Origin of the sequence: Aeromicrobium tamlense (genome assembly GCF_013408555.1) — a bacterium.
Lineage (GTDB): Bacteria > Actinomycetota > Actinomycetes > Propionibacteriales > Nocardioidaceae > Aeromicrobium > Aeromicrobium tamlense.
Map to the genome: position 1 here is coordinate 340,504 of NZ_JACBZN010000001.1, position 26,650 is coordinate 367,153.

The window sequence follows — 26,650 nt, forward strand, 5'->3', positions numbered from 1 at the left end:
GCCAGACGGGACGCCCGGCGGGAGAGTGTTCTGAACTCGCAGTTACCTTCCGGTCGCGGGGCCCGGACGACGGCCGACCGGCGCGTGCGCGGGTCCGTGGCAGGATCGAGGGGTGCTGATCCTCGCCGCGACGCCCATCGGGACGGTGGCCGACGCATCGGGCCGGCTGGCCGACGCCCTCGCGTCGGCCGACGTGGTCGCCGCCGAGGACACCCGCCGCTTCCGTCGCCTCGCGGCCGACCTCGGCGTCGAGGTCCCGGGCCGCGTCGTCTCCTACTTCGAGGGCAACGAGCAGCAGCGCACCACCGAGCTGCTCGACCACCTGCGCGACGGGGCGACCGTCGTGCTGGTCACCGACGCGGGCATGCCCAGCGTCTCGGACCCCGGCTACCGGATCGTGGCCGCGGCGGTCGCCGAGGACCTGCCCGTCACCGCGATTCCCGGGCCGTCGGCGGTGCTGACGGCGCTCGCGGTCTCGGGCCTGCCGGTCGACCGCTTCTGCTTCGAGGGCTTCCCGCCGCGCAAGCCCGGCGAGCGGTCCCGCGTGCTCGGCGCCCTCGCCGACGAGCAGCGCACGATGGTCTTCTTCGAGTCCCCGCACCGCACCGCCGCCACCCTCGAGTCGATGGCCGAGGCGTTCGGCGCCGACCGGCCCGCCGCGGTGTGCCGCGAGCTGACCAAGACCCACGAGGAGGTCGTGCGCGGTCCGCTGTCCGAGCTCGCCGCCTGGGCCGGCGACGGTGAGCGGGTCCGGGGCGAGATCACGATCGTGGTCAGCGGCAGCGAGCCGCCCGCCCCCGCCGACCTCGACGAGACCGACCTCGCCGCCCTGGTGGACGAGGCCCGCGCCGAGGGCCTGAGCACGAAGGACGCCGTCGCGGACGTCGCGCGGCGCACGGGGATCTCCCGCAAGGTGGTCTATGCCGCCGCCCACGCCACGAAGGAGTCGACATGAGTCAGCCGTTGAAGCTCGGGTACAAGGCGTCGGCCGAGCAGTTCGGCCCGCGCGACCTCGTCGAGTACGCCGTCGCCGCCGAGGCGCACGGCATGGAGTCGGTCTGGACGAGCGACCACTTCCAGCCGTGGCGGCACACCGGCGGCCACGCGCCGTTCTCGCTGGCGTGGATGACCGCGGTGGGGGAGCGGACCAGCTCGGTCGTCATCGGCACCTCGGTGATGACGCCGACGTTCCGCTACAACCCGGCCGTCATCGCGCAGGCCTTCGCCACGATGGGCTGCCTCTACCCGGGGCGGATCGTGCTGGGCGTCGGCACGGGCGAGGCGCTCAACGAGATCGCCACGGGCTTCCGCGGCGCCGGCGAGCAGGACTGGCCCGAGTTCAAGGAGCGCTTCGCGCGGCTGCGCGAGTCGGTGCGGCTCATGCGCGAGCTCTGGTCGGACGAGCGCGTCTCGTTCGAGGGCGAGTACTACTCCACGCACGACGCCTCGATCTACGACCGCCCCGACGAGCCGATCCCGGTCTACGTCGCGGCGGGTGGCCCGGTCGTGGCGCGGTACGCCGGCCGCATGGGCGACGGCTCGATCTGCACGTCGGGCAAGGGCCCCGAGCTCTACACCGAGAAGCTGCTGCCGGCGTTCCGTGAGGGCGCCGAGAAGGCCGGTCGCGACCCCGAGGCCGCCGACCGCATGATCGAGATCAAGCTGTCCTACGACACCGACCTCGACACGGCGCTGGAGAACACGCGCTTCTGGTCGCCGCTGTCGCTGACGCCCGAGCAGAAGCACTCCATCACCGACCCGGTCGAGATGGAGGCCGCCGCCGACGCGCTGCCGATCGAGCAGATCGCGAAGCGCTGGATCGTCGGCTCCGACCCGGACGAGGTCGCGGAGATGATCGGCCAGTACGTGGACTGGGGCTTCAACCACCTCGTCTTCCACGCGCCGGGCCACGACCAGACGCGCTTCCTCGAGCTGTTCGAGCGCGACCTCGCCCCACGCCTGCGCGACCGCTGAGGCTCAGAGCGCGATCTCGGGCTTGATCTGCGAGACGCGCCAGATCCGGCGTCGGTAGGCCGCGGCCGCGGAGACCGCGACGCCTCCCACGACGTAGGCCGTCAGCACCGCGATGTCGCGTGGCAGCGAGTCCAGGCTCGCGCCGTACATCAGGTGCCGGATGCCGTCGATCGCGTAGGTCATCGGCAGCACGTGGTGGATCGACTGCAGCGTGGGCGGCAGCGTCTGCCACGGGAACGTGCCACCCGCGCTGGCCAGCTGGAGCACCAGCAGGACCAGTCCGAGCAGCTGTCCCACGGGCCCGAGCCAGGCGTTGAGCGCGTGGACGATCGCCACGAAGGCGGCCGCCACGAGCAGCAGGAACAGCGCCACCTGGGTCGAGCGGAGCACGTCGATGCCGACGACCGACATCACCACGGTGAGCATGATGAGCACCTGGGCCGCGGCCAGCACGGCCGGCGTGAGCCAGCCGCCGAGCGCCGTGCGCCACGGGGACTGACGGGCCGCGATCGCGCGGTTCGACAGCGGTCGCACCAGGAGGAACATGACGTAGCCGCCCACCCAGGCGCCGATCGCCAGGAAGAACGGGGCCAGGCCGGCACCGTAGCTGTCGGCCGAGGCCTGGGCGACGTCCTCGGTGCGGATCGGCGAGGCGATCGTCCGGGCCGTCTCGTCGCGGCGCTCCTCGGAGAGGTCCGGGATCGACCGCACGCCGTCGGCGAGTCCGTCGGCCAGCTCGCGCGAGCCGTCGCGGGCGCTCTCGAGTCCGGACGCGAGGGTGCCGGCCCCGTCGGCCAGCTGCTCGGCGCCCGCCTGGGCGTCGCGCTGGCCGGAGAGCAGCTCGGCGCTGCCGCCCTGCGCGGTCCGGAGGCCGTCGCGGAGCGTGCCGGCGCCCGTGGAGAGGCGGTTCGCGCCGGTGCGGAGCTCGCCCGCGCCTGAGGCCACCTGATCGGCACCGTCGGCCAGCTGGTCGATCTGACCGGTGGTCGTCTCCACCCGCTCGCCCAGCTCGTCGAGCGGCTGGCGCAGGTCGTCGAGGGTGGCGAGCGCCGCCGCCTGCTCCTCGGGCGTGAGACCGGAGTCGGCGAGGCGCTCGGCGATGTCCTCGCGGGCGCGGTCGAGGTCGTCGCTGGCCTGCGTGGCGGCGTCGGCGACGCGGTCGGCCACGGTGGCCAGCTGCTCGGTGCCGTCGGCCACCCGGCGCGCGCCGGACGCCAGCTCGGACGCGCCGTCGGCGAGATCGCCCGAGCCGTCCGCGAGCCGGTCGGCGCCGGTCACCGCATCCTCGAGTCCGCTGTTCAGCCGCTGCTGGCCGTCGACGAGACGCGCCTCGCCGTCGGCCAGGTCGCCCGCGCCGTCGGTCAGTCGGAGCGCTCCGTCGTGCGCGCTGACGAGCCCGTCGGCCAAGGTCTCGGCGCCCTCACCGGCCTTCTTCAGCTGGTCGTGCAGGGTCGAGAAGCCGAGCAGGAAGGACGAGGCCGCGCGTTCGCTGACGTTCTCGGCGATCGACGAGCTGACCTTCGTCAGGACCTGCTCGGCGATCGTCGAGGAGAGGTAGTTGTTGGCCTCGTTGGTCGTGAGGATCAGCGTGCCCTGCGCGGGATCGAAGTCCGCGGTCGAGGCGAGCGCGGTGGAGAAGCCGCGCGGGATGGTGAGTGCGAACAGGTAGGTGCCGTCCTCGACGCCCGCGGCGGCCGCGTCGGCGTCGACCTCCTGCCAGTCGAACGAGCCGTCCTCGACGAGGTCGTGGGCGACGTCGCGGCCGGCGTGCACCGTGCCGCTCTGGTCGCTCTCGGCGGGCACGTCCTCGACGACGAGCGCGGCCTGCACGGTCGCGAGCTTGCCGTAGGGATCGTGGTTGGCCCACAGGTAGAGCGAGGCGTACATGGTCGGGATCAGCACGATCGCGAGCACGGCCAGCCGCGGCATGCGTCCGGCGGTGAGGCGGCGGAGCTCGCTCAGCGCGAGTCGGAGCGCGGTCACCGGACGGCTCCCAGCGTGGTGTGCGAGGCCCGGACGTTGCGCAGCGAGTTCGTGGTCAGCTGGAGGCAGACCGCGAGGCCGCGGTCGGCCAGCTCGTGGGCCACGCCGAGTGCCGCGTGCGGGTCGGCCCCGTAGCGGTCGGGGCAGCACAGGACCAGCGCCTCCACGCCCGGCCGTCGGGCCGCGACGTCGGCCAGGAGCGCGAGCCGCACGTCGGCCGGCACGTCCTCGACGCGGGTGCGACGCCACTGCGCCGCCCCGCGCTCGTCGAGCCAGTCCTTGACGTCGCCCCGGCCCGCCGGACGTCGCGCCATCGCCAGCTCCTCGCCCATCGTGGTCGCCAGCGAGACGACGTCGTCGGGCTCGGAGACGTCGGGGACGTCGACCAGCGCGACCACGTCGCGCAGCCGCTGCCCGTCGGCCTCGCCGTCGATCAGGACCCGCCCCGACGAGGGGACGAGGCGTCCGCCCAGCAGCAGGCTGAACGCCGTGTGGCCGGTGCCGGGTGGTCCGTCGACGATGGTGACCGCGCCGGTCTCGATGGTGGCCGACGTCGGCTCCAGCACCGCGGAGTGCGGGCCGTCGACCGACGTGGCGATGGCTTCGATTCTCATGCTTCTCGCTCCCGGGCCGTGAAGGTGGCCCAACTCTCCAGTCTCCAGCGTCACGCCTGGTTCTCCCAGAGTCGAGGCGGGTGATTCCCGTTACCCCGCCGTGCGGGATCGCTCCGGCACGTCAGCGGCCGGGCGGTCCGGGTCGTGTCGGCGCGCTCACTAGACTCGGACTCGTGCCCGAGCCGACCTTCTACGCCACGACGCCGATCTACTACGTCAACGACGCGCCCCACATCGGGCACGGCTACACGACCACGATCGGCGACGTCATCACGCGCTGGCACCGCCAGCGGGGCGAGCGCGTCCAGTACCTCACCGGCGTCGACGAGCACGGCCAGAAGGTGCTGCGCAAGGCCGACGCCAACGGCGTCTCACCGCAGGAGTGGGTCGACCGCCTCGTCGAGAACGAGTGGCTGCCGATGCTGCGCACGATCGACGCGGCCAACGACGACTTCATCCGCACCACCGAGGCGCGCCACGAGAAGGGCGCCCAGGCGTTCTGGCAGGACCTGCACGACCGCGGCGAGGTCTACAAGGGCGAGTTCTCCGGCTGGTACAGCGTCGGCTCCGAGGAGTTCGTCGCCGACGAGTACGTCGCCGACGGAGAGGGCGAGGACGAGGGCTTCAAGGTCTCCACGCTCGACGGCAGCCGGCTCGAGCACGTCACCGAGGAGAACTACTTCTTCCCGCTGAGCCAGTACGCCGAGCGGCTGCTCGCGCTCTACGAGGAGCGCCCCGACTTCGTGCAGCCCGAGTCGGCGCGCAACGAGGTGCTCGCGTTCGTGCGCGGCGGCCTCAAGGACCTGTCGATCTCGCGCTCCACGTTCGACTGGGGCATCCCGCTGCCGTGGGACGACTCGCACGTCATGTACGTGTGGATCGAGGCGCTGCTGAACTACGTCACGGCGGCCGGCTACGGCGTCGACGACGAGCGGTTCGAGGACCTGTGGCCCGCGAACGTGCACTTCGTCGGCAAGGACATCGTCCGCTTCCACGCCGTCATCTGGCCCGCGCTGCTGATGGCCGCCGGGCTGCCCGTCCCGCACCGCGTGTTCGCGCACGGCTGGCTGCTCGTCGGCGGCCAGAAGATGAGCAAGAGCAAGGCCAACGGCATCCACCCCACCGAGATCGTCGGCACGTTCGGCTCGGACGCCTACCGCTACTACTTCACCCGCGCGCTCACGTTCGGCAGCGACGGCTCGATCTCGTGGGAGGACATCGGCGCGCGCTACCACGCCGAGCTCGCCAACGGCTTCGGCAACCTGGCCTCGCGCGTGGCCGCCATGATCGGCAAGTACTTCGACGGTGCACTGCCCGCGGCCGGTCCGCTGGGCGACGCCGAGCAGCGGATCGTCGACACCGTCGCCACCGCGGTCGCCGAGGCCGACGAGGCAATGGAGCGCATCGCGCCGCAGGACGCCCTCGCCGCGATCTGGCGCATCGTCGACGCGCTGAACCTCTACATCACCGAGACCCAGCCGTGGGCCGTCGCGAAGGACGAGTCGCAGCGCGAGCGTCTCGGCACGATCCTCCACACGGCCGCCGAGGGCCTGCGCGTCCTGGCGGTGACGCTGCACCCCGTCATGCCGAAGGCCACCACGTCGCTGTGGGAGTCCCTCGGCGCCGAGCCCGCGCTGGGCGCGCTGGCCGACCAGCGGATCGACGAGGTCGCCCGGTGGGGCCAGCTGCCCGAGGGCGCGACGATCACCAAGGTGCCGTCGCTGTTCCCGCGCATCGACCTCGCCGAGGCCTGAGCCGGTGACGCTCACCGAGGGCTGGCCCGAGCCGCCCGCGCCGCTGCCGCGCCCCGTGGTGGACAACCACTGCCACCTCGACACCCGCATCCGCGGCGGGGCGCTGATCCCGGTCGACGAGGCGCTCGACCGCGCCGCGGCCGTGGGCGTCACCCGCACGGTCCAGGTCGGCTGCGACCTCGAGGGCTCGCGGTGGGCGGTCGAGGTCGCCCGTGCGCAGCCCAGCGTGGTGGCCGCCGTGGCGATGCACCCCAACGACGCCGCGCGCAGTCAGACCCTCGAGGCGGACCTCGCCGAGATCGACCGGCTCGCCGCCGATCCCGTCGTGCGGGCCGTGGGGGAGACCGGGCTCGACTACTTCCGCACGGGTGCCGACCTGCGACCCCTCCAGCACCACAGCTTCCGCGAGCACATCCGCATCGCGAAGCGTCACGACCGCACGCTCGTGATCCACGACCGCGACGCCCACGACGACGTGCTCGCGATCCTCGACGACGAGGGCGTCCCCGACCGCGTCGTCATGCACTGCTTCAGCGGCGACGCCGACTTCGCCCAGCGGTGCGTCGAGCGCGGCGCGTACCTCTCGTTCGCCGGCACGGTGACGTTCAAGAACGCCGAGTACCTGCGCGAGGCGCTGCGGATCGCGCCCCGCGACCGGATCCTCGTCGAGACCGACGCGCCGTTCCTGACCCCCATGCCGCACCGGGGGGAGCCGAACGCCTCGTTCCTCATCCCGCACACCGTCCGGTTCATGGCCGAGGTGCTCGAGGCCCCCGTGGAGGAGCTCTGCGAGGCCATCGACGCGAACACCGATCGGGCGTTCGGGGGACACTGGCCCGAGCGTGTCGCTACAGTCACATGAGTCACAGGATTTGAAATCCCGGCCACCAGCACGCATGGTGGAAAGGTTGTATCTCCAACCCTGAGGTAGTTCGTGCCCCGTTTGTTGCCTGAAATCACGCCCCGGAACACCGTCACCATGGGCCTGGTCGCCCTCGGTCTGGCGGTCGCCGTCGGAGGCGTCGTCCACGCATCGACCTACGACGACCTCGTGCGCTTCGACGTCGACGGCGTCGTCACCGAGGTCCGCACCGAGAGCGAGACCGTCGGCGACCTGCTCGCCGAGAAGAACGTCACGCTCGCGGCCGCCGACCAGGTCAGCCCCGCCGTCGGCACCGACATCGACGACGGTGACGTCGTCAAGGTCCGTCGCGAGAAGGCCGTCACGCTCGTCGTCGACGGCAGGATCACCCAGAACACCGTGCACGACGTCGACGTCGCCAGCGCGCTCGACACCCTCGGCGTGAAGCCGAAGGAGGGTGCCACGTTCTCGATGGCCCCCGACGAGCGCCTCGGCCTCGACGGCAACAGCGTCGTGGTGAGCAACCCCAAGCCCGTCACGCTCAAGGTCGACGGCAAGAAGCAGCGCTTCGTCACCGCAGCCCCCACCGTGCAGGCACTCCTGCAGCAGCGCGGCGTGAAGGTCGGCGAGCTCGACGAGGTCAAGCCCGGTCTCGGCTCCTACCTGAAGCCGAAGCAGGCCCTGCGCGTCGTGCGGATCGAGAAGGTCACCCGCACCGAGAAGATCGAGGTCGACCACAAGGTCACCTACACCGACGACTCGTCGCTGTTCACCGGCGACACCGAGGTCCTCAAGGAGGGCCGCGACGGCGTCGACCGCGCCAAGGTCGAGCTGATCCTGGCCGACGGCGAGATCCGTGAGCGTCGCGTCATCTCGCGCAGCACGGTCCGCCCGCCGATCGCCGAGGTGCAGAAGCGCGGCACGAAGGACCCGAACACGATCGACGGTGGCGTCTGGGACCGCATCGCCAAGTGCGAGTCGGGCGGCAACTGGAGCATCAACACCGGCAACGGCTACTACGGCGGCCTGCAGTTCTCGGCCGCCACCTGGCGCAGCGTCGGTGGCCCCGGGCTCCCGCACCAGCACAGCAAGGCGACGCAGATCAAGTACGCCGAGATCCTGCAGAAGCGCTCCGGCTGGGGCCAGTGGTCCTGCGCGGCCAAGGTGGGCGTCAACTGAGCGAGTCCGGGGCCTCCGGCTCCGTCCGCCTCCTCGGCGCCGCCGACATCCGTCGGCTGGCCGCCGAGGCCGGCGTTCGCCCCACGAAGCAGAAGGGGCAGAACTTCGTCATCGACGCGAACACGGTGCGGCGCATCGTCGACGTGTCGGGCGTCGGTCCTGACGACGCCGTGGTCGAGATCGGGCCGGGCCTGGGCTCGTTGACCCTGGCCCTGCTCGACCGGTCGCGGCACGTCACGGCGGTCGAGATCGACGAGGTCCTCGCGGGCCGGCTGCCCGCCACGATCGCCGAGTTCGCGCCCGGCGCCGCCGACCGGTTCGACCTCGTGCTCGCCGACGCGATGCACGTGCGCGAGCTCCCCGGCCCCGAGCCCACCGCGCTCGTGGCGAACCTGCCGTACAACGTCTCGGTGCCGGTGCTGCTGCACTTCCTCGAGCAGTTCCCGTCGCTGCGGTCGGTGCTGGTGATGGTGCAGGCCGAGGTCGCGCACCGTCTGGCCGCGGGTCCCGGCTCGCGCACCTACGGCATCCCGAGCGTGAAGGCGGCCTGGTACGCCGACGTCCGGCTCGCCGGCAACATCGGCCGCAACGTCTTCTGGCCCGCGCCCAACGTGGACTCCGCGTTGGTCTCGCTGGTGCGCCGCGACCCGCCGGTGGGCGACCGCAGGACGGTCTTCGCCGTCGTCGACGCCGCGTTCGCCCAGCGTCGCAAGACCCTCCGCGCCGCCCTCTCGGGCTACGCGGGCAGCGGCGAGGCCGCCGAGCGCGCCCTCGTCGCCGCCGGCATCGACCCCCGCACCCGCGGCGAGCAGCTCACGGTCGAGCAGTTCGCCGCCATCGCCGACGCCCTCGGCGCCCGAGATCTGTAGCGGTATCCACCGTTTTAGCGTGGTTTCGGCCTGAAAAGGGTGGACAGCGCTACGAATCTCGTGGCCGGACGGCCAGCCGCCGGGCGCCGCTGATCGGACCTCCGGTCCGCGAGATCTGTAGCGGTATCCGCCGCTTTTCGAGGATTGAGGACGAAAAGCGGTGGACAGCGCTACGCATCTGGTGGACGCGGGCGGCCAGCTGCCGGTGAGCGGAAGCCGGGTGCTCCTGGTCCGTGCTTTCTGTAGCGGCCACCACCGTCGGCGGTGGGTCGAGGCGAAAGACGCATGGACAGCGCCAGGCCACCCGTCGGCCGAGGCGGCCGGGCGCCTGACGGCCCCCTCGGACCTCCGGTCCGCGAGATCTGTAGCGGTATCCACCGTTTTCGGAGGGTTGACGCCGAAAAAGGGTGGTCAGCGCTACACATCTGGTGGCCGGGACGGCCAGCCGCCGTCACCGGGGAAGCCGCACCCGGCGGCGCCCGTTAGGTTGGTGGGCGTGGTGACGAGGGTGACCGTGCGAGTGCCGGCCAAGATCAATCTGTGCCTGGGTGTCGGCCGTGTGCGCGCCGACGGGTTCCACCCGCTCGCCACCGTCTACCAGGCCGTCGACCTGCACGACGAGCTGCGCATCTCCTCGCGCGAGGACGGCGAGCTGGCGGTCGCGGTGCACACCGAGCTGGACCTCCCCGAGGGGTCGCAGGTGCCCGACGGCGACGACAACATCGCGGTCCGGGCGGCGAAGCTGCTGCGGAAGCGCCTCGGCGACGAGACCCTCGGCGCGGACATCGCGATCCGCAAGCTCATCCCCGTCGCGGGCGGCATGGCCGGCGGCTCGGCCGACGCGGCCGCCGCGCTCGTCGGCTGCAACGAGCTGTGGGGCGGCGGTCTCGGCCGCGCCGACCTCGAGCCGCTGGCGGCCGAGCTGGGCAGCGACGTTCCGTTCCTCCTCCACGGCGGCAACGCGATCGGCGGTGGGCGCGGCGAGACCGTGAGCCCCGTGCTGGCCCGCGGCAGCTACCACTGGGTCTTCGCCACCGCGCCCGAAGGACTGTCCACGGCGGCCGTCTACGCCGAGTTCGACCGCATCACCCCCGACGCCCCGGAGGAGCCCGAGGTCCCCGACGCGCTGCTCAACGCGCTGCGCGCCGGCGACGCGCACGCCCTCGGCCAGGCCCTCTCGAACGACCTGACCGACGCGTCCCTGTCCCTGCGTCCCGAGCTCGCCGACACGCTCGAGGTCGGCCTGGAGGCCGGCGCCCTCGGCGCGATCATCTCCGGCTCGGGCCCCACCACCGCCTTCCTGGCCGCCTCTGACCAGCACGCGCTCGACCTCGCGATGGCGCTGGCCAGCACGGGAGCGGCGGCCGACGTCCTGCAGTCCCGCGGCCCCGTGTCGGGCGCGCGGCTCGTCTGATGCCGCCCCTCGTCGTCGCCGAGCGCATCGGCCAGTCGTTCCCGTCCGGCACGGTCCTGTCCGACGTCACCGTGGGCGTCGGCGACGGCGACCGCATCGGCGTCGTCGGTCGCAACGGCGACGGCAAGTCCACGCTGCTGCGGATCCTGGCCAAGCGCTTCGAGCCCGACTCCGGTCGCGTCACGTGGCGGCGCGACCTGCGCGTCGGGGTGGTCGAGCAGGACGACGTCCTCGACCCGTCGCTCACCGCGATCACCTCGGTCGTCGGCGACCGCCCCGAGCACGAGTGGGCGTCCGACGCGGGCGTCCGCGACGTACTCGCCGGCCTCATGGGCGACGTCGAGCACCGGGCGCTCGTCGGCACGCTGAGCGGCGGTCAGCGGCGCCGCGTCGCGCTGGCCCGCACGCTCGTGCAGCGCTGGGACCTGCTGGTGCTCGACGAGCCCACCAACCACCTCGACCTCGAGGGCGTCACGTGGCTGGCCGAGCACGTGAAGCGCCGCACCGAGGCGCTCCTCGTCGTCACCCACGATCGCTGGTTCCTCGACGAGGTCTGCACGCTCACGTGGGAGGTCCACGACGCGCGCGTCGACGCCTACGAGGGCGGCTACGCGGCCTACGTGCTGCAGCGCGTCGAGCGCGACCGGCAGGCCGCGGCCTCGGAGGAGCGGCGCCAGAACCTCATGCGCAAGGAGCTGGCGTGGCTGCGGCGCGGCGCCCCCGCGCGCACCTCGAAGCCCAAGTTCCGCATCGACGCCGCGAACGAGCTGATCGCGCGGGAGCCTCCCGTGCGCGACGCGGTCTCGCTGGCGAAGCTGGCCACCGCGCGCCTGGGCAAGGACGTCGTCGACATCCTCGACGTCTCGGTCGCCTACGACGGCCAGCCCGTGCTGCGCGACGTCGAGTGGCGGATCGGTCCGGGCGAGCGGGCGGGCATCCTCGGCCCGAACGGTGCGGGCAAGAGCACCCTGCTCGGGCTGGTGACCGGCGAGGTCCTGCCCACCACCGGCCGCGTCAAGCGCGGCAAGACCGTGAAGATCGCGGCGCTCACCCAGCACCTCGCCGACCTCGACGCCGTGGCGGACGACCGCGTCAGCGAGGTCGTCGCGCGCAAGCGCACCTCGTACGTCGCCGAGGGCAAGGAGATGACGCCCGGCCAGCTGCTCGAGCGGCTCGGCTTCACCTCGGCCCAGCTGTCCACGCCGGTCCGGGACCTCTCGGGCGGCCAGCGGCGCCGGCTGCAGCTCATGCTGATCCTGCTCGACGAGCCGAACGTGCTGATCCTCGACGAGCCGACGAACGACATGGACACCGACATGCTGGCCGCGATCGAGGACCTCCTCGACACGTGGCCGGGCACGCTGCTGGTCGTGTCGCACGACCGGTACCTGCTCGAGCGCGTCACCGACCACCAGTTCGCGGTGCTCGACTCGCACCTGCGCCACCTCCCGGGAGGCGTCGACGAGTACCTCCGGCTGCGTGCCGCCGCGGACGCGGAGCCGGCGGCCGTCGCCGCGCCCGCGCCGCGCGCGCAGGGCTCGCGTGGCGGGCAGGACGAGCGCCAGCTGAAGAAGGACGTGGCGCGGATGGAGCGCCAGATCGAGCGGCTCACCGAGCGGATCGCCGACCTCGACCGCGCGATGGTCGACGCCGCCACGCAGCCCGCGCGCCTCATGGAGCTCGACGCCGAGCGCCGCCCGCTGGCCGAGGAGCTCGAGGCCACCGAGGAGGCCTGGCTCGAGGCATCCGCCGCCCTCGAGTCCTGACGCACCCTCCACTTCTGGAGCGCGTTGAACCCTCTCGCGCCCGGGAACGGTGCAAGCCGTTCCAAAAGTGGGGGAGGGGGCGGCGCGGTCAGGTCAGCCGTTGAAGTGGCTCGTGAGGGTGCGCAGGGCCTGGGCGACGTGGTCGCGCTCGGTCGAGGGGAGATCCTCGAGGATCGCCGACTCCAGCCCGATGAGGGTGTCGAGGGCGCCGTCGACGCGCTGGCGGCCCTCGGGGGTGAGCCGCACGAGCACGCCGCGTCGATCCGACGGGGCGGGCCGGCGCTGCACGAGACCGCGCTGGACGAGCCGGTCGACGCGGTTGGTCATCGTGCCGCTCGTGACCATCGTGGCGGCGACGAGGTGGCCGGGGGAGAGCTCGTAGGGCTCGCCCGAGCGGCGCAGCGCGGACAGCACGTCCCACTCCCACACGTCGAGCTCGTGCGCGGTGAACGCCTGCTTGCGGAGCCGCTCGAGGTGCTTGGCCAATCGCATCAGGCGGCTGAAGACCTCGAGCGGGGACACCTCGACATCGGGGCGCTCACGGCGCCACGCCGCGACGATCTCGTCGACCTCGTCCATACCGTCACGGTAGTCCATCAAGAATCTTGACGTAGAGATAGTTGCCGTGCGCCGCAGCGGCCGGGCGCACGAGCCGGCTCCGGTAGCCTGAGGCCACCGATCCCCGGTTGGTCTGCCGGCAGGGCCCGCCTGACTTTGAATCAGGACAAGCGACGTAGGTTCGACTCCTACCCGGGGAGCCAGCGCCCCTCAGCCCCGTGCGATGACGGCATGCGTGCCGGTCGCGCGGGCGATCACCCGTCCATCCTGGGTGATCTCCCCCTCCGTCATCGCGATCCGCCCGCCGGCGCTGATGCAGGTCGCCACACAGACGAGCGGCCTGCCCGGTGCGCCGGCACGGACGAACTGGGTGCTGAGCTGGACGTGCGGGGCGACGACGCCGGCCCCGGTCGCGTGCACTGCCCACCCGGTGGCGCTGTCGAGGAGGGCGTTGAGGTACCCGCCGTGCAGGATGCCGCCGCCGTTCACGTGATCGGGCCCGGGTGTCGCCTCGACGACGGCGCCCTCGGCATCGGCGCGTACCACCCGGAAGCCCAGATGCGACGCGAAGGGTCCAGGGTCTCCCACGGCGGTCATGGCGTCACCCTAACGACTGCGCGACCCATGACGGCCGGACCCTCGGCTGCTCGACGCCGCAACGCCGGTCTCGGCTGGGACGCCCGGCCGGGGGACACCTACACTCGGAAGGTCGTCGAACCGAGGAGTGATGTGAGCGAGCAGGTCACCGCGATCGTCCTGGCAGCTGGTGCCGGGACCCGGATGAAGTCGCGCCGAGCGAAGGTGCTGCACGAGATCGCCGGGCGCCCCATGCTGGGCCACGCGCTCGACGCCGTGCGGACCGCCGGGATCGATCACGTCGTCACCGTCGTCGGCCACGACCGCGAGCAGGTCGAGGCGGCCGTCACGCGGCTCGACCCCTCCGCCACGATCGCCGTCCAGATCGAGCAGCGCGGCACCGGCGACGCCGTCCGCGTCGCGCTGGACGCCGCCGGCTCGACCTCCGCGACCTACCTGGTCACCTACGCCGACGTGCCGCTGCTGTCCGCCGAGACGCTGCGCGGCCTCGTCGACGAGCACCGCGCGCACGGCCACGCCGTCACGATCCTCACCTCGGAGCCCGAGGACCCCGCCGGCTACGGACGGATCCTGCGCGACGCCTCGGGCGCGGTCACCGCGATCCGCGAGCACAAGGACTGCACGGACGAGGAGCGCGCGACCCGCGAGGTCAACAGCGGCATCCTCGTCGTCGACGGCCCGTTCCTCGACCGCGCCGTGCGGGCCCTGAGCACCGACAACGCGCAGGCCGAGCTGTACCTCACCGACATCGTCGGCCAGGCCGTCACCGAGGGACTGCCCGTCGGCGCCCACGTCCTCGAGGACGTCTGGCAGACCGAGGGCGTCAACGACCGCCGCCAGCTGGTGCGCCTCGGTCGGGAGCTCAATCGCCGCACGGTCAATCGCTGGCTCGCCGAGGGCGTCACGATCGTCGACCCCGAGACCACGTGGATCGACAGCGCTGTCACGATCGGCCGCGACACCACGATCCTTCCGGGCACCCAGCTGCTGGGCGCCACCACGATCGGCGAGGGCGTCACGATCGGGCCCGACACCACGCTGCGCGACGTCGAGGTCGGCGACGACGCCTCGGTCGTCCGCACGCACGGGTCGGATGCCGTGGTCGGCCCGGGCGCCACCGTCGGCCCGTTCGCCTACCTGCGCCCCGGCGCGGTCCTCGACACCGGCTCGAAGGTCGGCACGTTCGTCGAGGTCAAGAACAGCCACATCGGCCCCGGCGCGAAGGTGCCGCACCTGTCCTACATCGGCGACGCCGAGGTGGGGGAGGGCACCAACCTGGGAGCCGGCGCGATCACCGCCAACTACGACGGGGTGAGCAAGCACCGCACCACGATCGGCACGCACGTCAAGACCGGGTGCCACAACGTGTTCGTCGCGCCCGTGAGCCTCGGTGACGGCGCTCACACGGGCGCGGGAACGGTCGTCCGCGAGGACGTGGCGCCGGGGGCGCTGGCCGTCCCCGCGTCGGGACAGAGGACAATCGAGGGGTGGGTCGCGAGCCGGCGACCGGGTACGCCTTCCGCGCACGCCGCGGACCAGACCACGCAGGAGACCAGCGGTGGCCACCAACAAGAGCCTCAGTAAGCGCACGCCCACGAGCAACCTCATGTTGTTCTCGGGCCGCGCGCACCCGATCCTCGCCCAGGAGGTCGCCGAGCTGCTCGAGGTGGACTGCGTGCCCACCACGGCCTACGACTTCGCCAACGGCGAGATCTACGTGCGCTTCGAGGAGTCGGTGCGCGGCTGTGACGCCTTCGTGATCCAGAGCCACGCCGCGCCCATCAACGAGGCGATCATGGAGCAGCTCATCATGATCGACGCGCTCAAGCGCGCCTCGGCCAAGCGCATCACCGTGGTCCTGCCGTTCTACGGCTACGCCCGCCAGGACAAGAAGCACCTCGGTCGCGAGCCCATCAGCGCCCGCCTCATGGCCGACCTCTTCCTTGCCGCCGGCGCCGACCGCCTCATGACGGTCGACCTGCACACCGCGCAGATCCAGGGCTTCTTCGACGGCCCCGTCGACCACCTCCTGGCCATGCCGATCCTGACGCGTCAGGTGCGCAAGCGCTACGGCAACAAGCCGCTCGCGGTGGTCTCGCCCGACGCCGGCCGGATCAAGGTCGCCGAGCAGTGGGCCCGCCAGTTCGACAACGCCCCGCTGGCGTTCATCCACAAGACCCGCGACATCTCGCAGGCCAACGTCACCAAGGCCAACCGGGTCGTCGGCGAGGTCGCCGGCCGCACGTGCATCCTGGTCGACGACCTCATCGACACCGGCGGCACGATCTGCCAGGCCGCCGAGGCCCTCATGAACGACGGCGCGGCCGAGGTCGTCATCGCCGCCACGCACGCCGTGTTCTCGGGCGAGGCCGTCGACAAGCTGAAGAACTCGGTCGCCACCGAGGTCATCGTCACCAACACGCTGCCGCTGTCGGAGGACCGTCAGTTCGACAAGCTCACCGTCCTGTCGATCGCCCCGCTGCTGGCGCAGGCCGTCTCGGCGGTGTTCGAGGACGGCTCGGTCACGAGCCTCTTCTCCGAGTGAGGCGAGTCCCGGAGTGAGGACGGCGTGACCACCGGGTCGGTCGTGCGCGCCGCGGCGCAGCTGGCGCTGCTGTACGCCGCGATCGGCGTCGCGGGCACGCTGCTGCTGGCTCTTTCGGCCGGCGACCTCACCACGAACCTGCTGCTGCCGCTCGCGGTGCTGGTCGTGGCGCTCGCCCTGGCCGCCGCGGTGATCGTCGTGCTGGCCCGGCTCGCGGTCGGCTGGCTCGAGGGCCGCGTGAGCGAGCCGGTGGTCGTCGCGATCATGGTCGCCTCCGGCGTCGTGCTGCTGAGCGGCGTCCTCACCGTGAGCACGCTGGGCATCCTCTCGGTCGCCGTCTCGGCGCTGATGGCGCTCGCCACCCACCTCGTGCTGACCCGCTGCTGGGCCTGAGTCGCTCCTCGCGGCCGATTTCGGCTCGCCCGCACGGGTGGGTTAGACTCGTGGGGTTGCCTCGGCGAGGGTCCACCGGACCGTGATCGACAGGGCGCTCCACAGGAGTGCTGTGTCGAGCGCCGAGCCCCAGACTTCAGACTGAACCCTCCAAGGAGAGAATCCCCGTGGCCGAGATCAAGCTTTCCGCCGAGCAGCGCACCGAGTTCGGCAAGGGTGCCGCGCGCCGCATCCGACGTGACGACAAGATCCCCGCCGTCCTCTACGGACACGGCACCGACCCGATCCACGTGACCCTGCCCGGCCACGACACGATGCTCGCGCTCAAGACCCCGAACGCGCTGCTCGCGATCGACCTGGGCTCGGACAACCACCTCGCCATCCCGAAGCAGGTCCAGCGCGACCCGCTCAAGGGCTTCATCGAGCACGTCGACCTGCTCATCGTCAAGCGTGGCGAGAAGGTCACCGTCGACGTCGCGATCACCGTCGTGGGCGAGCCCGAGGCCGGCGTCCTGCTGGTCACCGAGAACGCCACGGTCGCCCTCGAGGTCGAGGCCACGCACATCCCGTCCGAGATCGAGGTCTCGGTCGAGGGCCTGCAGGTCGGCGCGCAGGTGCTCGCCTCCGACCTCGACCTGCCCCGGGGTGCGGCCCTGGCGGTCGAGGAGGACCTGCTCATCCTCAACCTGACCCACGCGCCCACCGCGGCCGAGGTCGAGGCCGAGCTCGAGGACGCCGAGGCCGAGGCCGGCATCGAGCACGACCAGCCCGAGGCGCCCGCCGAGGAGCAGGCCGCCGAGCCGGAGTCCACCGAGAGCTGATGACCTGGCTGGTCGTCGGGCTGGGGAACCCCGGCCCGTCCTATGCCGCCACCCGGCACAACGTCGGGTACCACGTGACCGATGAGCTGGCCGCCCGCATGGGCGGCCGGTTCTCGTCTCTGAAGGCGGCGCGCGCCGACATCGTCTCGGGCCTGCTCGCGAGCGAGCGCACGGTCCTGGGCCGCTCTCGCGCCTACATGAACGAGAGCGGCGGGGCGGTCTCCGCGCTGATGAAGTACTACGACGTCACGCCCGACCGGCTGATCGTCATCCACGACGAGCTCGACCTGCCGCTGGGCTCGCTGCGCTGCAAGTCCGGCGGCGGCGACAACGGGCACAACGGGTTGAAGTCGATCCGTCAGTCGATCGGCACGGGCGACTTCCTGCGCGTGCGGTTCGGCATCGGGCGCCCGCCCGGCCAGCAGCCCGTGCACGACTTCGTGCTCAAGCCGTTCGCGAAGGTCGAGCGCACCGAGGTCGACATCGTCACGCAGGAGGCCGCCGACGCGGTCGAGAGCCTGATCTCCGTCGGCCTGGAGAAGACGCAGAGCGCCTTCAACTCCTGACGCCGCCGCGTCAGATGGTCTTGAGCTGGACCAGCTCGCCGTCGGCGAAGACGCCGACGAAGCGGGTCGCGATGCCGCAGGCCGCGAACTCGCGCTCCTGCACCGAGGTCACGCCCTTCGCCGCCAGCCGCCGCAGCGGGCCGAGCTCGGCGTTCGCCTGGGCCATGACGTTCGGGTCGGAGTAGAGGCGCGACAGCCGCGCGGAGTGCTGCAGCACCTGCGAGACGTTGACGCGCTCGAGCGTGCCGGGGGAGCGCATCAGTCGCTGGGTCTGCGCGAGCGACGTGCCGCGGACCGAGGGTGAGAACGCCGCGTCGATCCTCAGGGCGCGAATGTCGGGGGCGGTCGCGCAGGCGTTCTGGCGCACGACGAGGCGCATCGCGCGGCGCGTCGTGGCGGTGCGCCCCTTCGAGCGGGACTTCACGGTGATGACGGCACGGTAGGTGCCGGGGCGCAGGCGCACGGCGCTGCGGTTCGTGTGGAGGCGCTTGCCGCTGCGGGACACGGTGATGCGCTTCGAGAGCAGCTTGACGCCTCGGGCGCGCTTGACCTGCGGGACGACGCGGACCGAGCCGGCCCACCCCACCACGCGCTGGGTCGGGTTGACGATCTTCACCTTGGCGGTGGTGGCGGCCGTGGCCGCGCGGGGAGCGGGCGCGCTGGCGCGAGCGGACGTGATCGCACCGGCCGTGACGACGGCCGTCGCCACGAGCGCCACCAGCGAGCCGAGGCCCAGCGTCTTCGTGTTCACCCTCAAAGTATGGGGCACGTGTGACTCGCGTGACCACTGATATGCCAGATATGGGTGGGCACTCGTGATACGGCAGGGACTCGCTGGACGTATCAAGGAGGCCCGATGGTGCCTCTCCGCGGGTGATGACGATGACGTCACACACCACATCAGTCGCACTGGTCACAACATTGGGAAAGCCGACAAAACCCCGGCGTTCCGGTCGTTAGGCTCCGAGACACGGGGGGTGCTCGCGGTCTCGAAGGTTCACGAACGCACCGCGACATCAGTGTGGAGATTCGGGTCTCATGCGTCGCAACAGGCGGGAGTGCAGAGGCCATCTGTGAAGGACGGCGTGATGCTTCATCTCAACCCCCCGGGCCGGCGGACCGCGACGATCCTCGCGACGCTGGCCGTGCTGGCCTCGGCCCTGGGCGCTCCGGCGTCCGCCGAAACCACCGACCCCACGCCGACGCCGAGCGCCTCCGAGCCCGCGCCGACGAGCGAGCCGTCCCCGGCTCCCACGAGCGCCGCGACCAGCGCGCCCACCTCCGCTCCCACGAGCGCCCCGACCACCGCGCCCACCACGAGCGCCCCCACCGTCCAGGCCGCCACGCAGCCCGACTACAGCCGCTCGGTGCTGGACACCTCGCCCTCGCAGATCGCCTTCGGCACCCGCGCCGGCCGGCCGTGCACCGGGGGACAGGCCGTCTCGGTCGTCACCTGGAACGGTGACGACCTGCCGTGGACCGCCTCCGCCGACGCGTCATGGATCTCGCTGTCCGCCACGTCGGGCCCGAGCCCCGCGCAGCTGACCGTCACGGCCGACTGCGACGAGCTGTCCGTAGGCGTCCACTCCGCCCAGGTCACCGTCCGCGACGACGCGCCCGGCGTCGACCAGAGCCAGACCGTCGACGTGCGCGTCGTGGTGAACCCGTCCGGCCCGGTGGGCATCTCCACCTGGAAGGACGGTCACCGCGGTGCGTTCAGCTCCTCCACCGACGACTCGTACGACTCGGGCTACGCCGAGCTGAAGGCCGCCGGGACCAAGGGCACCTTCGTCATGAACGGCAGCACGCCTCCCGCGAGCTACCCGCAGATGTACGCCGACGGCATGGAGCTGGGCTCGCACCTGCTCTACCACCTGTGCACGCTGGTGAGCCGCACGAGCCTGATCTCGCACATGACGGGCAGCATCTCGGCCGTCGCGCAGGCCACGGGCTCGGCCGACGAGGTCCAGAGCCTCGTGTGGCCGTGTGGCTTCCGCAACATCGAGTACGGGGTCACCGCCGCCGACTACTTCCTGTCCGCGCGCGGCTACAACTGGAACGCGCTCGAGGACACGACGCCCGTCGACTTCATGGACCTCAAGAGCTTCAACTCCCACGAGCACGCGCCCGTGCCCCCGGCCGACCTGAAGACGATCGTCGACGACGCCCAGAGCCAGGGCAAGTGGGCCAACCTCGTCCTGCACGACATGACCAACGACGACGGCGCGATCGCCTACGCCGCCACGAAGGACGTCTGGTCGGCGCCCATCGGCACGGTCGTGAAGTACATCCACCAGCGCAACCGCACGGTGATCGACGACGTCGTCGACGGCCAGGACGCCCTCGACTTCACGATCCGCCGGCTGCCCCTGCCTGCCGTCCCGCAGCGTGATGCCGAGGCGTTCGTGAAGTCGCGCGACGCCCTCACGTTCACCGTCGACGTCACGGGCGTGCCGCACGTCTCGGGCGTCCGGGTGGCCGGCGCGACGGTGCCGTTCCGCATCCGCACCGAGGGCGACACCTCCACCCTCTACTTCTCCTCGGCGGTCACCACGTCGAAGCAGGCCGTCAAGATCCTCAAGTCCGAGACGGTGCCGCCGATCCTCGAGGTCGACGACACCGCGCTGTCCTTCACGTCGGCCCAGGACGGGGCGGTGAAGGAGAAGACGCTCGCCGTCACGAACTCCGGCGCGGGCACGCTGACCTGGGGTGCCGAGGTCGTCTCGGGCGCCTCGTGGCTCTCGGTCACGCCCGAGTCGGGCACCGGCGACGGCAGCGTCACGGTGCGCGCGAACCCGGGCTCCCTGGCGGCGGGCACATACTCCGGCTCGGTCAAGCTGCACGCGTCCGGCGCGGCGGGCAGCCCGGTCATCGTCCCGGTGTCGCTCACCATCACGCCCAAGGGCGAGAAGAGCTACCTCCTGAACTACCCCGACCGCGCGGCGCTGCTGGCCGACGGCTGGGACTTCAAGGCGAGGACGGCGGCCGGCGCGGTGCGCGACACCGAGCGCACGTCCGGCGCCGTGGTCTCGTACTCGGCCTCCGGCCTGCGAGTGCCGGTCGACACCGGCGACATCTGGTCGTCGATGAACAACTCGCGGAACTCGCTGCTGCGCGACCTGCCCTCCGGGTGGAGCCGTGTCGAGCTGTCGGTCCCGTCGTTCGCGCCCACCCGGAACTACCAGTCCGCGGGCATCGGCGTGTACGACGACGACGACAACTACGTGCTGCTGACGCGCAGCTTCAACGTGGGCCAGCGGGTCTCGCTGGTCAACGAGGTCGGGGGCACGGCGCAGATCGTCCAGGCGCAGACGGCCACGGCGACGAGCCTGCGCCTGCGGCTGACCCGGTCGGGCAACACGATCACCGCGGCGTACTCCACGACGGGCGGGGCCTCGTGGATCCCGGCCGGCTCGGTGAGCTCGACGCGGGCGTTCTCGCGACTCGCGCTGCTGACGGGCGCCGACGCGCAGACCACCTCGCAGCCCACCGCGCTGTACGACGAGGTCGTCGTCGCGGCGGACGAGTCGACCCAGCCGACCACCGCGCCCACCACGACGCCGACGACGCAGCCGACCACCCAGCCGACGACGCAGCCCACCACGACGCCGACCACCCAGCCCACGACCAGCCCGACGACGACGCCGCCCACCACGACGCCGCCCGCGGGCGGGACGTTCTCGCTCGGCTACGCGAACCGCGCCGCGATGATCGCGGACGGCTGGGACTTCCGCGCCCGCACGGGCGCCGGGATCGTGCGCGACACCGAGCGCACCAGCGGCGCCACGGCGACGTACTCGGCGCAGGGCCTCGGCCTGCCGACCACGTCGGGCGACCTGTGGTCGACGTCGAACAACTCCGACAACACGGTCCTGCGCGACCTGCCCAGCAACTGGACCTCGGTCCGGGTGCGGCTGACCCACGCGCCGTCCGCGAACTACCAGCACGCCGGGATCGTGCTGTACGACAACGACGACAACTACCTCGAGCTCGCGCGGTCGTACCACTCCACCGCCGGCGGACAGATCGTCATGGCGGTCAACGAGACCTCGGGCACCCCTGCGGCGCAGGCCGTCTCGGGCGTGACCGCGACGGACCTCGTGCTGCGGTTCGAGCGCAACGCGGCGACGAACCAGATCGTGTCCTCGTTCTCGAGCGACGCCGGAGCCACGTGGCGCACGGTCAGCACCGTCACGCGCGGCTTCACGGCTCCGCGGCTGGCGCTGAACTCCGGCGGCGCGACGGGTGCGCAGATCACCGCGACCTTCCGCGAGGCCACGATCCAGGTGCCGGCCACGGTCGCACCGACCGAGCCGGCCCCGTCGCCGACCACGCCGACACCGACAGCGACGCCGACGCCGACGACGCCGTCGCCGTCCCCCACGACGCCGACCCCCACCCCCACGACGCCGACGCCCACGGCCCCGACCGAGACGACGGACACGCACGTGCTCGACCAGACGTCGCGCGCCGGCCTGCTGGCCGCGGGCTGGGACTTCGCGGCCCGCACGGTGGCCGGCGCGGTCCGCAACACCGAGAGCGCCACGGCGGCGCCGAGCTACGCGACGAACGGGCTGGGCCTGGCCACGGGCCAGGGCGACCTGTGGCAGGCGATGAACAACACGACCAACACCGTGTTCCGCGACCTGCCGGCGACGTGGACGAGCGTGACCACCACGATGAGCTACGCACCGACGGCGAACTACCAGCACGGCGGGATCGTGCTCTACGTCGACGACGACAACTACGTCGAGCTGACCCGTGCCTACAACTCCACGGCGGGCGCGCACACGGTGGCCCTCATCGACGAGCGGTCGGGCACCCCGGTGGTGCAGCGCGTGGGCACGACCGCCACGTCACTGCAGCTGCGGTTCACGCGCAACGCCGCCACGGGTGTGATCACGGGCTCGTTCTCCACGGATGCTGGTCAAAACTGGCGCGAGGTGGGCACCGTCAGTCGTACGCTGACGAACGTGAGGATCGGACTCAACGCCGGGGGAGCCGTCTCGGGCTCGCCCGTGGCGCGGTTCGAGCGCGTCGTCGTCGGCCGGACCACGGCGGGCTGAGCGATGCGCGTCGGGATCATCGGGGGTGGATTCTTCGGATTCCACATCGCGCAGCAGATCGAGCGACGGTTCGGCGACGTCCGGGTCGAGATCTTCGAGCGGGAGCCCACGCCGCTCGTCGGCGCCGGCACCACCAACCAGTGCCGCCTGCACATGGGCTTCCACTACCCGCGCTCGGGCTACACGATCTACCAGTCGATCATGGGCTTCGACCGCTTCACCGCCGAGTACTCCGAGTTCCTCAGCGACGTCGACGAGAACCTCTACGCGGTGCACCACGACGGACTGGTGTCGGTGGAGGAGTACCTCGCCGTGATGAACTCGTTCCACCTGAAGTACGAGGTCCTGCCGATCACCGGCGACCTGCTGCGCCGGCCCGACGACTACGGGCTGCTGGTCAAGGTGCTGGAGAAGTCGATCGACGTGAAGGCGTTGCGCGAGCGGCTGGTGCACCGGTTCGACGGCGTGCTGCACGTGGACACGCCGATCGACGAGGTCGACGCCGCCGCCGGAGTCCTGCGCAGCGGCTCGCGCGAGTTCGGGCCGTTCGACTACGTCATCAACGCCAGCTACACCGACCCCAACATGGGCCTGCCCGCCGACAAGCACTTCCGCATCAAGTGGGAGCTGGCGGCGCTCGTGCTGGCGAAGACCTCGCTGCCACCCGCCAGGGCCGTGACGATCATGGACGGCGACTACGTGTCGGTCTACCCGGCGTACGAGGGGCTCCACACGCTGTCCTCGGTCGCGTACACCCCGATGCGCCGGTACGACTCGCACGACGAGCTCCGGGCCGACTACCCCCACCGCTACGAGATCGCCGAGCGCGAGCACGTCGCCGCGCGCATCGCCCAGGACGTGGGGGAGTACCTGCACATCGAGCACGACCAGAAGGAGCTGTGGGTCACCGCCAAGACGAAGCTGGCCACCGACATGGGCGACTCCCGGGTCACCGAGGTGCGTCAGCACGACCGTCTGTTCTCCGTGCTGTGCGGCAAGATCGATGCCGTCTTCGAGGCCTCCGACGCGATCCTGCGAGAGATGAGGTGAGTGAGCCGCGGCGGCTGTCCCTCGGCATCCGCGACTCGACGTTCGGCGACGACTGCGTCGTGGCCGAGCAGGTCAACATCTACGAGGCCACGTTCGGCGATCGCTGCTTCGTCGGTCCGTTCGTGGAGGTTCAGAACGACGTCGTCTGCGGCTCGAACGTGCGCATCCAGTCCCACACGCTGGTGTGCGAGGGCATGCGGGTCGGCGACGACGTGTTCATCGGGCACGGCGTGATGACCGCGAACTCGCGCTACCCGCAGGCCGGGGCCGCGGAGTGGACGTGCGAGCCGCCGGTGATCGGCGACCGCGTCGCGATCGGCTCGAACGCCTCGATCCTCCCGGGGGTGGTCATCGGCGACGACGCCGTGATCGGCTCCGGCGCCGTCGTCTCGCGCGACGTCGCGCCGGGCGCCGTCGTGGTCGGCGCCAACCGAGTCCTGCAGAAGCCGGAGCAGCCATGAGAGTGCCCTTCCTCGACCTCGCCGCCCAGCAGGCCGAGATCGCCGACGAGGTCCTGCCCCGGTGGCAGGAGCTGTTCGCCTCGTCGGAGTTCATCGGCGGGCCCGACATCGAGGCGTTCGAGCGCGAGTACGCGGCCTACGTCGGCGTCGACCACTGCGTCGCCGTGGCCAACGGCACCGACGCGATCGAGCTCGCCCTGCGCGCCGTGGGCGTCGCGGCGGGCGACGAGGTGGTGCTGCCGGCCAACACGTTCGTCGCCACGGCGGGTGCCGTCGCGCGGATCGGCGCGGTGCCGGTGCTGGTCGACGCGGACCCCGAGTACCTGCTGATCGACCCCGACCTCGTCGAGGCCGCGATCACCGACCGCACCCGCGCCCTCGTGCCGGTGCACCTGTTCGGCCAGACCGCGCCCGTCGAGCTGCTGCGGCCGATCGCCGAGCGCCACGGCCTCGCGATCGTCGAGGACACCGCCCAGGCGCAGGGCGCGCGCTCGTCCGCGGGCGTCGCCGGGGCCCTGGGCGACGCCTCGTCCACCAGCTTCTACCCCGGCAAGAACCTCGGTGCCGCCGGCGACGCGGGGGGCGTGCTCACCCACGACGCGGCCGTCGCCGAGGTCGTCCGCAGCACCGCGAACCACGGCAGCACGGTCAAGTACGTGCACGACCGGGTCGGCATCAACTCGCGCCTCGACGCCGTGCACGCGGTCGTGCTGAGCGCGAAGCTGCGTCGGCTCGAGCGGTGGAACGAGGCCCGCCGCGCCGCAGCCGCCCGCTACACCGAGCTGCTGGCCCACGTGCCAGGCGTCCGCACGCCACGGGTGCGGCCGGGCAACGAGGACGTCTGGCACCTCTACGTCGTGCAGGTCGACGACCGCGACCGCGTGCTGGCGCGCCTGCACGAGGAGGGCATCGGCGCCGCGATCCACTACCCGACGCCCGTGCACCTCACCGACGCCTACGCCCACCTCGGGCACGGACCCGGCTCGTTCCCGGTCGCCGAGGAGGCCGCCCGGCGGATACTCTCGCTGCCCATGCACCCGCACCTGACCGCTTCCGACCAGGACGAGGTCGTCACGACCCTCGCGAAGGTCGTGCAGGAGGACGCTTCGTGAAGCTGCGCTGGCCCACCCGTCCCACCACCGGGCGGCTGCCCCACGTCGAGGTCGTCGTGCCCTGCTACAACTACGGCCACTACCTGCCGGCCGCGGTCGAGGCGATCGTGCGCCAGCCGCACGTCACCACCCAGGTCACGATCCTCGACGACAAGTCCACCGACGACTCCGCCGAGGTGGCCGAGCGGCTCGCGGCCGAGCACGACAACGTGCGGCTGATCCGCAACGAGGTCAACCTCGGCGCCGTCCCCACGTTCAACAAGGGCGTCTCGCAGGCCGACTCTGACTACGTCGTCCTGATCTCGTCCGACGACCAGCTGGCGCCCGGCGCGCTCGGGCGGGCCACGGCGCTCATGGAGGCCCATCCGAGCATCGGCCTGGTCTACGGCAAGACGCAGAAGTTCCTCACCGACCCGGTGCGCCGGCCCACCCGGCCGGCCGTCACGTGGACCACGTGGGACGGCGACGACTGGATCCGGATGCAGCTGCGCCGGTCGTGGAGCAACATCGCCTCGCCCGAGGCGGTCGTGCGCACCTCGGTGCAGCACGAGGTGGGGCCCTACGACGAGGACCTGCCGTTCACCCACGACGCGCTCATGTGGCTCAAGATCGCCGCCGTCGCCGACGTCGGGCACGTGAACGGCGTCGACCAGGCCTACTACCGCCGTCACCCGAGCAGCATGTCGATGCAGGTCGGCCTCGCCCGCGACGCGTGGGAGCGCTGGCGTGCCTACGACCGCTTCCTGTCGTCGTGGGGCGACCGCGACGCGGCCGAGCGGCTCCACCCGCACGTGCGGCGCCGGCTGGCCGACGAGGTGCTGTTGACCGCGCTGCTGCTCGCGCAGGAGTCGCCGCTGTCCGACGAGGCGTACGACGAGGCCTTCGACACCGCGCGCCGGATCGATCGCCACGTCGTCGAGCGGGCCCAGTGGGCCGACCTCCAGGCGCTGCGCGAGGGTCACTCGCCCGACGGCCTGTCCGCCCACGCCCGCGCGGCCGTGCGCACCGCGGCCGTCCGATCGCGGTGGCCGCGCTGGCACCGCTACCGCTACTTCGGGTAGGCGAG

General features: G+C 71.9%; 23 protein-coding genes and 1 tRNA gene. 19 read left to right on the top strand and 5 right to left on the bottom strand.

Annotation, left to right across the window (positions count from 1 at the left end; genetic code table 11):
• Positions 1-112: 112 nt before the first annotated feature.
• The gene (rsmI, locus tag BJ975_RS01740) at positions 113-955 is read left to right on the top strand and encodes a 16S rRNA (cytidine(1402)-2'-O)-methyltransferase (protein ID WP_179423050.1); all 843 of its coding nucleotides are present in this window, start codon (positions 113-115) and stop codon (positions 953-955) included.
• Positions 952-1,974, top strand: a complete 1,023-nt coding sequence (gene fgd, locus BJ975_RS01745) for a glucose-6-phosphate dehydrogenase (coenzyme-F420) (protein ID WP_179423052.1) — start codon at positions 952-954, stop codon at positions 1,972-1,974. Before rsmI ends, fgd begins: the two co-directional genes overlap by 4 nt.
• A 3-nt stretch (positions 1,975-1,977) precedes the next feature.
• Here the strand turns inward: fgd and BJ975_RS01750 are convergent, their stop codons facing one another.
• Both BJ975_RS01750 and BJ975_RS01755 read right to left on the bottom strand, forming a co-directional pair.
• Positions 1,978-3,957: a YhgE/Pip family protein gene (locus tag BJ975_RS01750; protein ID WP_179423054.1), complete on the bottom strand. Its 1,980-nt coding sequence runs from the start codon at positions 3,955-3,957 to the stop codon at positions 1,978-1,980.
• Positions 3,954-4,571: a hypothetical protein gene (locus tag BJ975_RS01755; RefSeq protein WP_179423055.1), complete on the bottom strand. Its 618-nt coding sequence runs from the start codon at positions 4,569-4,571 to the stop codon at positions 3,954-3,956. Before BJ975_RS01755 ends, BJ975_RS01750 begins: the two co-directional genes overlap by 4 nt.
• A 173-nt stretch (positions 4,572-4,744) precedes the next feature.
• On the opposite strand from BJ975_RS01755, the gene metG reads away from it, so the two are divergent.
• The 6 genes from metG to BJ975_RS01785 all read left to right on the top strand — a co-directional run bounded on the left by metG (position 4,745) and on the right by BJ975_RS01785 (position 12,415).
• Positions 4,745-6,325: a methionine--tRNA ligase gene (gene metG, locus BJ975_RS01760; RefSeq protein ID WP_179423058.1), complete on the top strand. Its 1,581-nt coding sequence runs from the start codon at positions 4,745-4,747 to the stop codon at positions 6,323-6,325.
• A gap of 4 nt (positions 6,326-6,329) precedes the next feature.
• Positions 6,330-7,187 carry a TatD family hydrolase gene (locus tag BJ975_RS01765; RefSeq protein WP_179423060.1) on the top strand — a complete coding sequence of 286 codons (858 nt, stop codon included), beginning with the start codon at positions 6,330-6,332 and terminating at the stop codon, positions 7,185-7,187.
• Between the two features lie 117 nt (positions 7,188-7,304).
• Positions 7,305-8,366, top strand: a complete 1,062-nt coding sequence (locus BJ975_RS01770) for a transglycosylase family protein (protein ID WP_179423062.1) — start codon at positions 7,305-7,307, stop codon at positions 8,364-8,366.
• Positions 8,339-9,235 carry a 16S rRNA (adenine(1518)-N(6)/adenine(1519)-N(6))-dimethyltransferase RsmA gene (rsmA, locus tag BJ975_RS01775; protein ID WP_223303072.1) on the top strand — a complete coding sequence of 299 codons (897 nt, stop codon included), beginning with the start codon at positions 8,339-8,341 and terminating at the stop codon, positions 9,233-9,235. Before BJ975_RS01770 ends, rsmA begins: the two co-directional genes overlap by 28 nt.
• Positions 9,236-9,743: 508 nt before the next feature.
• Positions 9,744-10,649 (top strand): 4-(cytidine 5'-diphospho)-2-C-methyl-D-erythritol kinase, encoded by a 906-nt coding sequence (locus BJ975_RS01780; RefSeq protein ID WP_317628223.1) that lies wholly within the window; start codon positions 9,744-9,746, stop codon positions 10,647-10,649.
• On the top strand, positions 10,649-12,415 hold the full coding sequence (locus tag BJ975_RS01785; RefSeq protein ID WP_179423066.1) for an ABC-F family ATP-binding cassette domain-containing protein: 1,767 nt from the start codon (positions 10,649-10,651) through the stop codon (positions 12,413-12,415). Before BJ975_RS01780 ends, BJ975_RS01785 begins: the two co-directional genes overlap by 1 nt.
• Before the next feature lie 93 nt (positions 12,416-12,508).
• Here BJ975_RS01785 and BJ975_RS01790 read toward each other — a convergent pair whose 3' ends face one another.
• The gene (locus BJ975_RS01790; RefSeq protein WP_223302974.1) at positions 12,509-12,994 is read right to left on the bottom strand and encodes a MarR family winged helix-turn-helix transcriptional regulator; all 486 of its coding nucleotides are present in this window, start codon (positions 12,992-12,994) and stop codon (positions 12,509-12,511) included.
• A gap of 100 nt (positions 12,995-13,094) precedes the next feature.
• Here BJ975_RS01790 and BJ975_RS01795 point away from each other — a divergent pair.
• Positions 13,095-13,176, top strand: a tRNA-Gln gene (locus BJ975_RS01795).
• A gap of 7 nt (positions 13,177-13,183) precedes the next feature.
• Here the strand turns inward: BJ975_RS01795 and BJ975_RS01800 are convergent.
• Positions 13,184-13,570: a PaaI family thioesterase gene (locus BJ975_RS01800; RefSeq protein ID WP_179423070.1), complete on the bottom strand. Its 387-nt coding sequence runs from the start codon at positions 13,568-13,570 to the stop codon at positions 13,184-13,186.
• 132 nt (positions 13,571-13,702) lie between these two features.
• Here BJ975_RS01800 and glmU point away from each other — a divergent pair, with 132 nt between their 5' ends.
• From glmU to pth, 5 genes are all read left to right on the top strand, one after another.
• The gene (glmU, locus tag BJ975_RS01805; protein ID WP_179423072.1) at positions 13,703-15,154 is read left to right on the top strand and encodes a bifunctional UDP-N-acetylglucosamine diphosphorylase/glucosamine-1-phosphate N-acetyltransferase GlmU; all 1,452 of its coding nucleotides are present in this window, start codon (positions 13,703-13,705) and stop codon (positions 15,152-15,154) included.
• Positions 15,155-15,176: 22 nt separating this feature from the next.
• Positions 15,177-16,115, top strand: a complete 939-nt coding sequence (locus BJ975_RS01810) for a ribose-phosphate diphosphokinase (protein ID WP_179427941.1) — start codon at positions 15,177-15,179, stop codon at positions 16,113-16,115.
• 24 nt (positions 16,116-16,139) lie between these two features.
• Entirely contained in the window at positions 16,140-16,508 is a 369-nt protein-coding gene (locus BJ975_RS01815) for a hypothetical protein (protein ID WP_179423074.1), read from the top strand.
• A 167-nt stretch (positions 16,509-16,675) separates the two neighbouring features.
• Positions 16,676-17,329 (top strand): 50S ribosomal protein L25/general stress protein Ctc, encoded by a 654-nt coding sequence (locus tag BJ975_RS01820; RefSeq protein WP_179423076.1) that lies wholly within the window; start codon positions 16,676-16,678, stop codon positions 17,327-17,329.
• Positions 17,329-17,895, top strand: coding sequence for an aminoacyl-tRNA hydrolase (pth, locus tag BJ975_RS01825; protein WP_179423078.1), 567 nt, complete (start codon positions 17,329-17,331; stop codon positions 17,893-17,895). Before BJ975_RS01820 ends, pth begins: the two co-directional genes overlap by 1 nt.
• Before the next feature lie 10 nt (positions 17,896-17,905).
• Here the strand turns inward: pth and BJ975_RS01830 are convergent, their stop codons facing one another.
• Positions 17,906-18,646 carry a hypothetical protein gene (locus tag BJ975_RS01830; protein ID WP_179423080.1) on the bottom strand — a complete coding sequence of 247 codons (741 nt, stop codon included), beginning with the start codon at positions 18,644-18,646 and terminating at the stop codon, positions 17,906-17,908.
• A 337-nt stretch (positions 18,647-18,983) separates the two neighbouring features.
• Between BJ975_RS01830 and BJ975_RS01835 the strand changes: the two genes are divergently transcribed.
• From BJ975_RS01835 to BJ975_RS01855, 5 genes are read left to right on the top strand one after another with little or no spacing between them, the layout of a single operon-like run.
• Positions 18,984-22,961, top strand: coding sequence for a beta-xylosidase family glycoside hydrolase (locus BJ975_RS01835; protein ID WP_179423082.1), 3,978 nt, complete (start codon positions 18,984-18,986; stop codon positions 22,959-22,961).
• Positions 22,962-22,964: 3 nt separating this feature from the next.
• Positions 22,965-24,011 carry a hypothetical protein gene (locus tag BJ975_RS01840; RefSeq protein WP_179423084.1) on the top strand — a complete coding sequence of 349 codons (1,047 nt, stop codon included), beginning with the start codon at positions 22,965-22,967 and terminating at the stop codon, positions 24,009-24,011.
• Positions 24,008-24,472 (top strand): acyltransferase, encoded by a 465-nt coding sequence (locus BJ975_RS01845; protein ID WP_179423086.1) that lies wholly within the window; start codon positions 24,008-24,010, stop codon positions 24,470-24,472. The genes BJ975_RS01840 and BJ975_RS01845 overlap by 4 nt, the downstream gene beginning before the upstream one ends.
• Entirely contained in the window at positions 24,469-25,584 is a 1,116-nt protein-coding gene (locus BJ975_RS01850) for a DegT/DnrJ/EryC1/StrS family aminotransferase (protein WP_179423088.1), read from the top strand. Before BJ975_RS01845 ends, BJ975_RS01850 begins: the two co-directional genes overlap by 4 nt.
• Positions 25,581-26,645 (top strand): glycosyltransferase family 2 protein, encoded by a 1,065-nt coding sequence (locus BJ975_RS01855; protein ID WP_179423090.1) that lies wholly within the window; start codon positions 25,581-25,583, stop codon positions 26,643-26,645. The genes BJ975_RS01850 and BJ975_RS01855 overlap by 4 nt, the downstream gene beginning before the upstream one ends.
• Positions 26,646-26,650 lie beyond the last annotated feature (5 nt).